Annotated in this window: 9 protein-coding genes and 1 pseudogene; 5 read left to right on the forward strand and 5 right to left on the reverse strand. The window is 71.1% G+C overall.

Translation table 11 applies throughout. From position 1 onward, the window contains the following. Positions 1 to 368: 368 nt before the first annotated feature. Positions 369 to 593, forward strand: a pseudogene (locus tag JGS22_RS08305) (AMP-binding protein); the annotation flags it as partial. An 85-nt stretch (positions 594 to 678) separates the two neighbouring features. On the opposite strand, the gene JGS22_RS08310 reads toward JGS22_RS08305, so the two are convergent. From JGS22_RS08310 to JGS22_RS08320, 3 genes are all read right to left on the reverse strand, one after another. Next, positions 679 to 1,482: an aminoglycoside phosphotransferase gene (locus JGS22_RS08310; RefSeq protein WP_211041075.1), complete on the reverse strand. Its 804-nt coding sequence runs from the start codon at positions 1,480 to 1,482 to the stop codon at positions 679 to 681. Positions 1,483 to 1,558: 76 nt separating this feature from the next. Further along, the gene (locus JGS22_RS08315; RefSeq protein WP_211041076.1) at positions 1,559 to 1,699 is read right to left on the reverse strand and encodes a hypothetical protein; all 141 of its coding nucleotides are present in this window, start codon (positions 1,697 to 1,699) and stop codon (positions 1,559 to 1,561) included. Between the two features lie 6 nt (positions 1,700 to 1,705). Further along, the gene (locus tag JGS22_RS08320) at positions 1,706 to 2,818 is read right to left on the reverse strand and encodes a radical SAM protein (RefSeq protein WP_211041077.1); all 1,113 of its coding nucleotides are present in this window, start codon (positions 2,816 to 2,818) and stop codon (positions 1,706 to 1,708) included. A gap of 1,151 nt (positions 2,819 to 3,969) precedes the next feature. On the opposite strand from JGS22_RS08320, the gene JGS22_RS08325 reads away from it, so the two are divergent. Further along, positions 3,970 to 4,854, forward strand: coding sequence for a helix-turn-helix domain-containing protein (locus tag JGS22_RS08325; protein ID WP_211041078.1), 885 nt, complete (start codon positions 3,970 to 3,972; stop codon positions 4,852 to 4,854). Then, the gene (locus JGS22_RS08330) at positions 4,841 to 5,041 is read left to right on the forward strand and encodes a DUF397 domain-containing protein (protein ID WP_211041079.1); all 201 of its coding nucleotides are present in this window, start codon (positions 4,841 to 4,843) and stop codon (positions 5,039 to 5,041) included. Before JGS22_RS08325 ends, JGS22_RS08330 begins: the two co-directional genes overlap by 14 nt. A 60-nt stretch (positions 5,042 to 5,101) precedes the next feature. Here JGS22_RS08330 and JGS22_RS08335 read toward each other — a convergent pair whose 3' ends face one another. After that, positions 5,102 to 5,335 (reverse strand): hypothetical protein, encoded by a 234-nt coding sequence (locus JGS22_RS08335; protein ID WP_308405573.1) that lies wholly within the window; start codon positions 5,333 to 5,335, stop codon positions 5,102 to 5,104. A gap of 290 nt (positions 5,336 to 5,625) precedes the next feature. Here JGS22_RS08335 and JGS22_RS08340 point away from each other — a divergent pair, with 290 nt between their 5' ends. Next, a complete protein-coding gene (locus tag JGS22_RS08340; RefSeq protein WP_211041080.1) occupies positions 5,626 to 6,234 on the forward strand; it encodes a hypothetical protein in 609 nt (202 codons plus the stop codon). Positions 6,235 to 6,294: 60 nt separating this feature from the next. Further along, positions 6,295 to 7,947: a long-chain fatty acid--CoA ligase gene (locus JGS22_RS08345; RefSeq protein ID WP_211041081.1), complete on the forward strand. Its 1,653-nt coding sequence runs from the start codon at positions 6,295 to 6,297 to the stop codon at positions 7,945 to 7,947. Positions 7,948 to 8,256: 309 nt separating this feature from the next. Here the strand turns inward: JGS22_RS08345 and JGS22_RS08350 are convergent, their stop codons facing one another. Continuing rightward, positions 8,257 to 12,567 (reverse strand): PAS domain-containing protein, encoded by a 4,311-nt coding sequence (locus tag JGS22_RS08350; RefSeq protein WP_216814895.1) that lies wholly within the window; start codon positions 12,565 to 12,567, stop codon positions 8,257 to 8,259. Between the last annotated feature and the right edge of the window lie 805 nt (positions 12,568 to 13,372).

Below are 13,372 nucleotides of genomic sequence, written 5' to 3' on the forward strand. Positions count from 1 at the left end.
CGACGCCCGGAAGCGCCCCGCGCCTCCCCTCGGTCCGCGCTCCCGGAAGCCCCGGCAGTACGCGCCGGCGCCACGGCACGGCTGCGCGCGAGGCACCGCCGGGGCGCGCACGGTTGCGGCACTGCTGCCGCACTGCCGCGGTACTCCTGCACGCACGGCGGGGCTGTGCGGCGCACGGCACGGGGCCGCCGAGGGTGCGCACCGGCCTCCGGTTGTGCCCGACCACGTGACACTTCGCCTGGTCGGTGGCAGGCTGCCCGCCACGGGCAGCGTGTCGTGCGGGCATCGCGGCGAGTCGCCGGGCCGCTCGTGACGGGCGCTGCGCCGGTGAGTGCGCGCGACTCGACAGAACGCCCGGGAGGCCCCACGTGCTGAGCACGATGCAGGACGTACCACTGAACGTGAGCCGGATCCTCACCCACGGCGAGCGGGTGCACGCGGACGCGGAGATCATCACCTGGACCGGCGGGGAGGAACCGCACCGCCGCACCTTCGCCGAGACCGGCGCACGTGCCGCGCAGCTCGCCCATGCGCTGCGCGAGCGGCTCGGGGTGAGCGAGGGCGACCGCGTCGGCACCCTGATGTGGAACAACCGGTGTAAAACACTCTCGGCGTGACTTGCGTGTTCCGCTCGGTGCCCCTGGCATTGCCAGGGGCACCGCTGGTTTCGGTCGTGCCTCAGCCCACCCGCCAGTAGTCCACCCAAGCGTGCGCGAGCTGCGCCATGCGTTTCTTCCAGTGCTGCGGGTCGTGGCGGGCGATCTCCTCCCACGTGCGCGCGTTGGCCACGCTGAAGACCTCGACGGCGTGCCGCGGCACCGTCGACCACGACGGGAAACGACGAGCGAAGATGTCCGCTTCCCGGGCGCTGTGGCCGGCCTCCATGAGCCGAAGTACGAGAACGGCGGGGTCGATCCACGCGGCGCCGCGGGTGGGCCACGCCCAATCGATCAGGTGCGCGCGGTCCGTGATGAGCACGTTGTGCGGTGCAAGATCGGTGTGCAGCAGAGCATCACCTTGGAGTGGCGCCGTGTCGGCATCGTCCGCGTACGTCGCCCATCGCTGAGCAGCGTCCTTGACGTGTAGCCCGTCGGGGCAGCGCACGGCTTGCAGTTCCTCGATGGCGTCGGCGACGGCCGGGAGGTCGAGCGAGCCGGGGGCGTAGGTGGCGTGCCGGGCGTCGAGGTGTTCGTACACGATCAGGTCCCAGCCCGCGGCACGCACTCGCCCGAGCAGGCGGGGGCACGCGGCCGGGAGGTGAGGGTTGATGGCGGCCTCGCGGTCCTGGGTACGGGCCTGCGGGTGGTCGACGGGCACGCCCTTGATGAACACCGCGCCGTCGGAGGCGTGGACCAGGGCGGCAATCCCTGAGTTCGCCCCGGCCGGGACCGTCATGGCTTCCTTGACGGGGCCGACGTGGTGCTCGACGGCGGCGCGGGCAGCCGGCGGAAGGTCGTGCCAGTTGCTACGGCGCATGGACATGGTGAGGTCTTCCAGTGGACAGCACACCGCCCCGACTGGAGGGCCGGGGCGGTGCGATGTGACGTGCAGGTGCGGACTAGTACGGCTGGTCGTCTCCGGCGCTACACGAGCACATTACGGTCTCGACGACCGTGTCGAGATCGGCCACGACCTCGATCTCGTCCACGGTGCCGGACTCGGCCGGGCGGGGAGCGATCTCTACGGCTACGGCTGGCATCTGCGTTCACCTCCTCTCTGCGTGCTGGCAGTAGGCGTTCAGTGGTGCCTTCGCCTCCTGGTAGAGCTTGGCCAGCGGTCGGCACGTCCAGCAGGTGCCGGAGAGCTGACAGCCGGAGCAACCACCGGTGCGAAGCATGAGGGAATCGGCGATGCCGCCGAGTCGGCGCAGGCCCTCCACTCCTTCGGCCATGAGGTCGATGTAGGGGTCTCGACCCACTTTGCAGATCGAGGCATGCCCGAACGGGTCCGAGTGGAAGAAGGTGTGTCCGGCGTTGCAGCCGGTGAAAGGCTTCCGCTGCTTGAGGTAGTCGGCGGCCTGCGTGGGCAGGGGCTCGCCGCTGCCGTCGATGGTCGGCGACATGTTGGTGTAGGTCTGGTGCGGGAAGCCGTACCGGCCGGCGAGCGCCTTCATGGCGTCGAGCTCGTGCGCGTTGTCCGCAGAGACGATCAGATTCAGCCGCACGGGCAACGCTGCCTCGCGGGCGGCGGCCAGGCCGCGGGTGAAGCGGTCGAACGCCCCGCGGTTGCGAGTGAACCCGTCGTACGTCTCCGCTGTGCCGCCGTACACGCTGAGCGTGATCCGGTACGGGGGGCGCTTGGTGAGCGTGTCGAGGATCAGCGGCTTATGGAGCTGCGAGCCGTTCGAGCTGATGGCGACCATCATGCCGAGGTCGTGCGCACGGGAGTACACGGCCGCGAAATGGCGGTCGATCAGCGGCTCACCGCCGGTGATCTGGAGCCAGACAACACCGGCCGCGTGCATGATGTCGAGCAACCGGGCCTTGCTCTCCCAGCTCAGACCCTCGAACTTCTTCTGCCCGAGGTAGCAGTGTGGACAGTCGTAGTCGCAGCCCTTGTTGATCTCGTACGACGCTCGCGCGTAGCCGTAAGGCGAGGGTGACCGCACGAGCAGGGCACTGCTGGCGTTGCGGCCGGCGAGGTCTAAGCCCCACTGCTTCAGTGCAGGGCCGGTCAGCCACTTAGGCACCTGCTCGTCCTGCTGGGTGGCTTGTTGGACTTCGAGATATCGGTGCTGCGGGATCTTCAGTCCGGCGCTGTTGCCGGGCCGTACGACAAGGAACTCGTTCAGGAACGGTGCGACGATCAGCTCGTGCATATCGATTCCTTTGCTTGGGCGGTGCGACCCTGACCCGGTTCGGTCGCCATGGGTGGTGTGCGGAGGGGCGTTATCGAACGCGGACCCTGCCAGTCAGCAGGCGGCCCGCCTCGCCTGCGCGGCGGGTGTAACTCGTCGTTGCGTCTTGCTCCGACCCCGGCGACAGAGGGTCAAGACCGACGGCCACTACGGCGCCGGTATGGCGCGCTGCTTGTCGCCAACGCGGCGGCACGTTCGGGATCAGCAACAGAAACTTGGGGTGTCCGTACTCCAGTACCGTCACGCTTCCCCGCATGAGTAGCCGCTCGCCGATGTCGGGGAGGGGGGTCAGTCGCGACGGACAGGCGAAGATGCGCCGCGAGGGCTGCGAGGTCGTGCTCGACAGACTCGGGTGTCTCGCCGCGCCACTGGTCCGGCTCTGGGTGACTTATGAGCAGCCACGGCACCGCACCGATAGTCGTGGAATCGATCCACACTGCCGTGACCGTTCTGGCGAGGAAGCCGGCGCCGGGTACAGGAGCGGGCAAGGTGGGCAAGGTCGCGTCTCCTTCGGGTGCTCCCGGAACGGGAGGTATTCAGCTATCTCGGACGCCGCGTAGGTTGCAGCTCGAAGGTCGGTCAGACCGCTTGAGTTAGCGCCACCATCGCCAGGGCACCGAACCCGAAACCGATCATGAGCAGGAGCAGGGGACCGGCGATGCCGCAGGCGGGCATGAATCGGCGGGGGATGTTCATGACTTCTCCATGGGTCGAGCAGCTGCGATCTCGGTAGCCGTCGCGAGGGCCGCGTCGCGGTGCGGGCAGGCCCATTCGGGCCCCCTACTCGGTCGCAGGCGAAGCAGCCGCGGGCCGGTGGCGATCACTTGCCCGACGTTCTGTGTGCGTCGGTCCAGGACCCACACACCAACTCGGTAGCCCACGAAGCCCTCCAGGCCCTCTTGCGATGACGTGGCGTCACCAACCGTCGGCGCGGGAGCCGTTGGGGGTGCACATGAGTAAGAGTGCCGTCACGTTCCGCGAATCTGCAAGACTTCATTTCAAGAATTCGCTCCGAGCACTCAAATCAGCTACCTGCATTGCAAGTACGTCGTTTCGCTGCTTTCATTTCGAGTGATCGAGGTGCTTCATAATGAGTGAGGGAAGGGGTAGGGATGGCGGAGAAGGCGACTGGCTCGACCGTGCCGCGGCGTCAACTGGGGCGGCATCTGCGCGAGTTGCGCAACAAGGCACGCCTCACGGTTAAGGCTGCTGCGCAGCAACTGGAGTGGTCCGAAGCGAAGATGTGGCGCATCGAGACCGGGCAGACGAGTCTGCGCAGTCACGACGTAGCGTTGATGTGTCAGGTCTACGGCGCTCCTGAGGCGTTGTCAGCAGCCCTGATGGGCCTCGCCAAGGAGACGAAGGCGCGCGGCTGGTGGCACTCTTACGGCGACGTAATCCCGGAAGGTTTCGACGTATACATCGGTCTCGAAGGCGCAGCGGCCAGCTTGGCGACGTATGAGAGCGACCTCGTTCCCGGGCTGCTCCAGACCCCGGACTACGCGCGAGCCGTGATTCAGACGTTGAGCGACGAGGACGAGGAGGAGATCGAACGACGGGTGCGACTCCGAGTCGAGCGTCAGACGCTCCTTACTCGGCAGACTGCACCACCAACCCTCTCGCTCGTCCTCAGTGAAACCGCTCTGCGTCGTCCAGCCGGCTCCCCAAGCGTCATGCGTGCTCAGTGTGAGCACCTGGTCGAAGCGTCGATGCAGTCGAATGTCATGATCCGAGTCGTGCCGCTCTCGGCCGGGCCGCACCCTGGGGTGGCTACAGGCGCGTTCGTCATCCTGCGGTTTCCGACGACGGGCGACGGGACCGACACCGAGCCGCCGACCGTCTACGCAGACGGGTACACAGGCAGCTTGTACCTTGACAAGCCAAGCGAGTTGGAGGCGTACGACAAGGCGTTCCGCGGGATCTGGGAAGCGGCGCACGACGAGGAGGCGTCACGACGCCTTATGACCGAGGTGGCAAGGAGCTATGGACAGGATTGACCTCACCGGGGCCCGGTGGCAGAAGTCGAGCTACAGCAACGCCAATCAGAACTGTGTCGAGGTGGCATCGGGGATCATCGGGGCTGTCCCCGTGCGGGACTCGAAGCGGCCGGAGGGCGGAGCACTGATCCTCTCTGCGGCGGCCTGGTTTGCCTTCACGGACGCGGTCCGCGACGGTCGACTCTGACCTGAAACGACGAAAGCGCGCCCCGCCACCGGCGCTCAGCCGGGGCGGGGCGCGCTGTTATCAGCGGGTAACGACGGTCCAGAGTGAAACGGCAACGCCGACTAGGTGTAGGGCCACGACGGCGGCAAGAGATGGCAGCGGCCATCTGGCCCGTTCCAGAGCCTCGAGACGTTGCTCAGCTCGCTTCTGGCGTTCGGCTTCGCCGCGTTCGACGGTGTCGAGGCGGCTGTCGTGGTCGTCGAGCTGTCGGCGCTGTTCGGCGAGGTGCTGTTCGGACTGGTCGTGTCGCTGCACCAACAGCGCGAGGGCGCCGTCGGTTCGGGTGAACCCGACCTAGATCGTTCGGCGGATGCGCTCGAGCTCGATGGCGACGGCGGCCGGATCGGACGGGGTCGGGGCAGTCACTCCTTACCGCCTCCGGCGGGCTGCTCGTTCTTGCGCAGCCATGTGGGCAGGAAGCGTTGCGCGGCTGGAGAGTTCATCACGCGTGTGATGCCACCGCGCCGGATACGAGCTCGCCCTGAGCCACGTCGCCCGCGGACTACTCGACCAGCACGACGCCACCCCGCCGCAACGGCGTTAACGTGCCTGGCTGGGCCTACCGGTGCAGCCTGCGAGCCAAAGCCGGCGCCCTCGCCTGCGAGGGCGTACTCGTACCGCGCCACATCGTAGAACGCGAAGTACACAAGTGGCTCGAGCGCGAGGCCGCCCCCGGCATCGACGATGCCCCACCAACCGAACTCGCCCCGGAACGCAGCCCCGCCGATGAGCAGGCAGCGAACATGCGTGCACGCGCACGCGCACGCGCACAGGCAGAAGTCGACAAGCAGCGCCAAGCCCTCGCGCACCTACGCGCCGAGCACGCGGCCGACCCGGACGACTGGGCACCAGGGGAGTACGAGGAAGCCGCCGACGTAATCCGTCGCAAACGGGCAGAGGCACAAGCCACCCTCGACAGCATCCCGAACGCCGAACCGCTACCGAACCGCGCCGAGTTTGTACCGCTGGTCGTAGGAATCGTTGAGGAGTGGCCAACGCTCGACACAAGGGCGCGTAACGCGATCCTGCGGAAGCTGATTCGACTCGTAGCCCTGATCCGCCACGGCGCAGGCTCCGAGAACGTAGAGATTCAGATTCATCCCGTGTGGGAGCCGGACCCGTGGGCCGAGCCGCCGACGCCTACTGCAGGGTAGTGACATACCGCGCGGCACGGGGCCACAATCGCGGCACGTCACAACCCGGGAGGTCCCGAAGTGCAGTCGACCATGCAAGACGTGCCACTGGCAGTGAGCCGCATCCTCGAGCACGGCCGTAAGGTCCACGGACAGGCCCAAGTGACGACGTGGACAGGCGAAGCGGAGCCGCACCGCCGTACGTTCGCCGAGATCGGCGACCGCGCCGCGCAGCTCGCCCACGCACTACGTGACAAGCTCGGAGTCGAGCCCGGAAGTGTTTTGGGCACGATGATGTGGAACAACGCCGAGCACGTCGAGGCGTACCTCGCCATCCCCTCCATGGGCGCCGTGCTGCACACCCTCAACCTCCGCCTGCCGCCGGAGCAGTTGGTCTGGATCGTCGGGCACGCGGCCGACCGGGTCGTCCTGGTCAACGGCACGCTGCTGCCGCTGCTCGCCCCGCTGCTGCCCAGGCTCCCGAGCGTCGAGCACGTCGTCGTGGTCGGCGAGGGCGACCGGCTCGCGCTGGACAGCGCGACCGTCGAGGTGCACGACTACGAGGAGCTGCTGGCCGAGCAGCCGACCCGCTACGAGTGGCCGGAGATCGACGAGCGCGCGGGCGCGGCCCTCTGCTACACCTCGGGTACGACAGGCGACCCCAAGGGCGTGCTTTTCAGCCACCGTTCGATCTATCTGCACGCGATGCACGTCAACAGCGCGGAGGCGTTCGGCCTCGGCAGCGCCGATCTCGCGCTGCCGGTGGTGCCGATGTTCCACGTCAACGCCTGGGGGCTGCCGCACGCCTGCTTCATGTCCGGCGCCGGCATGCTGATGACCGACCGCTTCCTCCAGCCGGGTCCGATCGCCGAGATGATCGAGAAGGTGCGTCCCACGCTGGCCGCGGCGGTTCCGACGATCTGGCAGGGTCTGCTCACCGAACTCGACGCAACGGAGCGGGACGTCTCCTCCCTCGGCCGGGTCGTCATCGGCGGCTCCGCCTGCCCGCCCAGCCTGATGCGCGCCTTCAAGGAGCGGTACGACATCACCGTCGTCCACGCCTGGGGCATGACCGAGACCTCCCCGCTGGGCACCGTCTCGCACGCGCCGCCGGGCGTCGGCGAGGAGGAGGCGTGGGAGTACCGGTTCACCCAGGGCCGGCTGCCCGCCTCCGTCGAGGTCCGACTCGCCTCCCCGGACGGCACCTTCGCACCCTGGGACGGCCGGACCGCCGGTGAGCTGGAGGTGCGCGGCCCCTGGATCGCCGCGGCCTACTACGGCGGCGCCGGTTCCACCGAACCACTGCGCCCGCTCGACAAGTTCAGCGAGGACGGCTGGCTGCGCACCGGCGACGTCGGCACGATCTCGCCGAACGGCTATCTGACGCTCACCGACCGCGCCAAGGACGTCATCAAGTCCGGTGGCGAGTGGATCTCGTCCGTGGAGCTGGAGAACCACCTCATGGCGCACCCCGCCGTCGCCGAGGCGGCCGTGGTCGCAGTGCCGGACGAGAAGTGGGGGGAGCGCCCGCTCGCCACGGTGGTGCTCGCCGAGGGTGCGGAGGCGACGTACCCGGAGCTGCGCGAGTACCTCGCGGAACGGGTCGCACGCTGGCAGGTGCCGGAGCGCTGGACGGTCATCCCGGCCGTTCCGAAGACGAGCGTGGGCAAGTTCGACAAGAAGGTGCTGCGCGCCCAGTACGCGGACGGGGCGCTGAACGTCACCACCCTGTAGCCGCCGCGGCGCGGACGCGCGCGCTGCCGCCCATCCCGGGTGCCGAGTCGATCGGCGCCCGGGGCGGGCGCGTTCACGCCGTGTCGCCGTACCCGCCGCCGTCCCGGGCGGACGGTCGTACCGCCGCCGTGCCACCGGCATGCGCCACCGGCGACCCGTACCCGGCCCCGTACGGAGCTCGCGGCGCGCACGGCGCACGCGTCACGCACTGCACCGCGCCGAGGTCACCGCCACGCAGCGCCCACGCAGCGCGCACGCGGGTCGCGCACGCGGGACGCGCACGCGGTGCCGGCTGCCGGTGGCGCCGGGTCAGCTGGTGCCGATCTTGGCGAGCAGATCCACGAGTTGGCTCTGCACCTCGACGCTGGTCGAGCGCTCGGCCAGGAACAGCACCGTTTCGCCCGCCGCCAGTCCGGCCAGCTGCTCGCGGTCCATCCCGGCCGAGGTGTAGACGACGAACGGGGTGCGGTTCAGCAGGCCGTTGACCCGCAGCCAGTCGATCACTCCGGCACGGCGGCGACGGATCTGCGCCAGATCCATCACCACCAGGTTCGGCCTGATCTGTGCCGCGACCTCGGCCGCGTGCCCGTCCGACGGCGCGTGCGCGACCTGCATCCCGCGCCGCTCCAGCGTCGCGGCGAACGCCTGGGCGATGACCGGTTCGCCCTCCACCAACAGGACCCGCGGCGGGTGCTGCTCGCTGTCGCGCGGTGCGAGTGCCTTGAGGAGCACGGCCGGATCGGCCCCGTACGCGGCCTCTCTGGTCGCCTGTCCCAGCCCGGCGGTGACCAGTACCGGCACCTCGGCGGCCACCGCCGCCTGCCGCAGCGACTGCAGGGCGGTACGCGTGATGGGCCCGGTGAGCGGGTCGACGAAGAGCGCGGCGGGATACGCGGCGATCTGCGCGTCCACCTCCTCGCGGGAGTGCACCAGCACGGGCCGGTACCCGCGGTCGGTGAGCGCCTGCTGGGTGGTGACGTCCGGCTCCGGCCAGACGAGCAGCCGGCGCGGGTTGTCCAACGGCTCCGGCGGCAACTCGTCGTCCACGTCGATCGGGCGCAGCGGCATCGTCATCGCGGGGTCGGCCATCGCGGCGGCGCCGTTCGGGCCGTCCAACAGCTCGGGCCCCTCGGCGGCCTCCGCGTCCGGTGCGGCGACGGTGAACTGCCGCGCCGCGTCCGCCCGTCCGCTCATGCTGCCCAGCTGCCGGGAGGTGTGTCCGGAGGGCACCGCCTGAGCGTCGGAAGCCGGATGGCCGGCCTGCCCCTGCGGCATCTGCCCGGCCGGCGGAACAGGCTGCGGCGCCGGCGGCAGCTCGTAACGGCTCCCCTGCCGGCCCGACTGCTGCGCGGCGCCCGGCTGTTGGGTGACGGGCTGGTGCGCGCCCGGCTGCGGGGCGCCGGGCTGCCCGACCGCGGGCTGCCGACGGGGCGGCTGGAGCGCCCGACGGGGGTCACCGGCCGGTGCCGCCGAGCCCGCCGGAGCCGTCTCACCGCGGTCGTCCTGCTGCGGGGGCGCCGCGAGCTTGCGACGCCGACCCGTACCGCCCGGAGGCGTGTGCTGGGGCAGCGGATGCTGACCGGACGGCTGCTGCGGCTGAAGCTGTCCCGAAGGCTGCTCCCCGGACTGCTGGGGCTGCACCGGCTGCTGCGGCTCCCCGGACGGCTGAGGCTGCTCGGGCTGCTGCGGCTGGGGCTGCCGGCCGGGCGGTTGCGGCCGGACGGGGGCGGCCGACTGCGGAGCGCTGTCGGGCATCGCCCCCGGCGGCAGCTCCGGCCGCATCCCGGACTCGGGTACGTGGCCCGGCTGTTGGGCCTCCTCGGCCGCCCGCGCCTCGACCTGGGCCTGCACCTGCGCCGCGTACGGGTGCCCCTGCCCGAGGGTGCGCACGCTCACCGCGCTGTGCTCGGCCGTCGGCGGTGCGCCCGGCATCGGCAGCGGCTTGGGCTGCGGCTGCTCGCTCGACGGGGGCACCGCTCCGCCCAGGATCGGACTGCGCGCGACGACCGTGTGGCCCGCGGCGCGGGGGTCCATGTCCTCGGGACGCATCAGCTGTTCGGCCTCGCCGGCCGGCTGCTCCGGAGAGCCCGCCTGCTCCGGCAGTACGGCCTGCTCCGGCGGTACGGGCTGCTCCGGCGGTACGGGCTGGTCCGCTGCGGCCGGGCTCGGCTTGCGCCGCCGGCCCGTCGGGCGCTGGGGCGGCGCGGGGTACTCGCCCGACGCCGACTCGCCGTGGGCGGGCGCCTGTTGGCCGCCCTCGGAGTCGTCCGTACGGTCCGCCGCGGCGGGCGGCAGCGCGAACGGCGACCGGCCGGCCTGAGGTACGCCCTGCTGCTCATCGCTACCGGTGCTGGGCTTCGCCCGCCGTCCGCGGCGTCCGGTGCCGGGCTGAACCTGCTGTGGGATCTGCGCGTCGGCGCCCCAGGCGTGCGGTACCGCCACCGGAGCGTCCTGCGCCTCTGCGGCTTCCTGAGCCTCCTGCTCCTCCTGCGTCACCGCCGACGAATCGACGCCGGCCGGCTGCGGCTGCCCGGCCTGCGGGTATCCGCCCGGCAGTCGCGGAGCCTGCCCGGGCTGCGGCTGCCCGGGACGTGCGAACCGGTTCGCGGGCTCGGACGGCACCTGCTCGGACGGCACCGACTCACCCGCAGCGCGCCCGTCGACGGGTCGCAGCGTCCGCCGCGAGCGCCGACCGGCGGACGTCGCCGACTCGCCCTCCGTACGCGGCCCGGGGACCTCCCCGCTGCCGAACTCCGTCCCGGCGCCGAACTCCTCCGGCGCACCCTGCCGCGCGGCCACCGGCCCGCCCGACTGCTCCGGTCCCGCCGACTGCTGGTGCTCGACTCCCCCGGACTGCGCCTGCGGGCCGGGCCCACCGCTGCCCGGAGGCAGTGCCGGACTGCCGGGGTGCTGCGGCGCCTGCTCGCTGCCGGCCGGCAGCGCCAGCGCCTCCGGCCTCCCGCGCACAGGGCGGGCGGACCTCGGCATCACGGCCGTCTCGTTGCCGAACGCCATGCTGCCCGTGCCCTGGGTCGGCTCGCCCTGCGGCGCCGGCCCCGGAGCCGGCAGCGCGCCCCGGGCGGGACGCTTCGGCAGGCTCGCCACCGGCTCGTCGCTCACCTCGCCGAGCGGCACTTCGAGCACGTACGCGCTTCCGCCGCCCGGGACTTCGTGCGTCTGGAGCACGCCCCCGTGCAGGGCGACCACGCCGCGCGCGATCGGCAGATGCACCGGGTTGCCGCCGCTGTGCGGGCCGCGCACCTCGATCCGTACGACCGACTCCCCGGTCGCCTCCTCGCCGCGCCCGCTGCCACCGCGCTTGGCCGCGGCGACGACGATCGTCGAGTCCTGCGGGCCCCCGGCGACCGTGGAGTTGCCGGTGACGTCGACGCCGGCGACGTCCGCGACCAGGTGCGCGATCGCCAGCGCCAGCCGGTCGGGGTCCACCACGGCCTGTATCGGCGGCGCGTGCACCGCGAACTGCGCGCGGCCCGGGCCGATCAGCTCGACGGCGCTCTCCACGCCGTTCGCGATCACCGTGTCCAGCGAGACCTGCTTGAGGTCGAGCTTCTCGCGGCCCGAGTCCAGCCGCTGGTACCGCACCACGTTGTCGATCAGGGTGGTCATCCGCGCGTAGCCGGCGGAGAGGTGGTGCAGGATCTGGTTGGCCTCGGGCCACAGCTGCCCGGCGGGGTCCGCCGCCAGACCGGCCAGCTCCCCGCGCAGCTCCTCCAGCGGGCCGCGCAGTGCCTCGTCGACCACCGACAACAGCTGCGCGTGCCGCGCCTCCAGCGCGTCCGTGGCCCGACGGTCGGTGAACGTCAGCACCGCGCCGACGAGTTGATCACCGTCGCGGACCGGGGCGGTGGTCATGTCCACCGGCACCCGCTCGCCCTTCTTGGACCACAGCACCTGGCCGCGCACCCGGTGCTTGCGGCTGGAGCGCAGCGTGTCCGCCAGCGGCGTCTCCTCGTACGGCTGCGGCGTACCGTCCGCGCGAGTGTGGTGCACCAGCGGGTGCAGGGCCTGACCGCCGAGATCGCTGGCCCGGTAGCCGAGGATCTGCGCGGCGGCCGGGTTCACCAGGACGACGCGGCCCTCGGTGTCGGTGCCCACCACGCCCTCGGCGGCGGCGCGCAGGATCATCTCCGTCTGCCGCTGCTGCCGGGCCAGTTCGGCCTCGGTGTCCAGGGTGCCGCTGAGGTCGCGCACGACGAGCATCAGCAGCTCGTTGCCGCCGTAACCGCCGTGATCGGCGTAGGCGGCCTCGAAGGACGACTCGTAGGTGGTGCGTCCGTCCTCGAGGTTGGCGCTGGTCACCTCAACCGGGAACTCACTGCCGTCGGTGCGCCGCGCGACCATCCGGGTCGGCGGTTGACGCTCCTCGATGCGGTCGTCGGGGCGACGCATGGACCCCGGGATGCGCTTGGAGTCGAACGCGGGCACGAGATCGAGCAGCCCGCGACCGATCAGCGCCGTACCGGGTGTCTCGAAGACATCGAGGGCGATGCTGTTGGCGTTGACGACCGTGCCGTTGGCGTTGACGAGCAACAGCGCATCGGGCAGGGCGTCGAGTATGGCGGCGAGGCGAGCAGCGCCTCGGGATGGCCTGCTGCTCACGACGGCGTTCCTCCTTGCTGACCACGTGGTACCCGGCCAGTCTGCCTCTACCCCGGGCTCATCACCAGAGTGGAGTCTACGGGCAGCGCTTGTCCCGGGGACGGCAGATGCGTACCGGTACCGGTGACACCGGGGAGGAAGCAGCCGCACGCACCCAGGCCGGACATTTGGCCACGGTCGTTCTACCAACGGTTGCGGAATGTCGGATTCCGCAACCGTGTTTCCTTGCCGAGTTGTTACTGATCCACGGGGTCCGACACCTGTCGCACCGCCCCGGCCGACCGCCGCGCACCACTCTGCGCGCACCGCTCGGCACGCGCCGTCAGGCACGCGCCGTCAGGCACGCGGGGTGCACCGTTGCCGGAGCACCACTGTTCGGCGCGGGCTGATCGACGCGGCCTGTTCAGCCCGCACGGCGGGACCGACGCGACGAGTACCGGACCTCGTGACAGTGCCGTGGCGGCCGGCACCTGTCCGGCCGTCACGGCACTGCGTCGATCACCTGCCCGAAGCGCGGGCACCTACTCCCGTGACGCCCCCTGCTCCCAACCCCTCCACTCCCCGGCCCCTGTTCCCCACACCTTCCACCGCCCCGCGGGGAGAGGCCGGGACCCTCATCGCACGGCGGTCCGACCCGGCGGGCCGTCGCCGTGCCGGCCGTGCGTCACGTGCGCCCGTGCGTCACGTACGTCACATACACCGCGTACGTCACATACGCCGCGTACGTCGGCCCAACCGTCGGGCGGGTCGCCGCAGTTGGCCCGTTCGGCCCGCCCGCCCGCCAGACCCACCGGTGCCCTCGCGG

Source organism: Streptomyces tardus (assembly GCF_018101125.2).
Taxonomy (GTDB): Bacteria; Actinomycetota; Actinomycetes; order Streptomycetales; family Streptomycetaceae; genus Streptomyces; species Streptomyces tardus.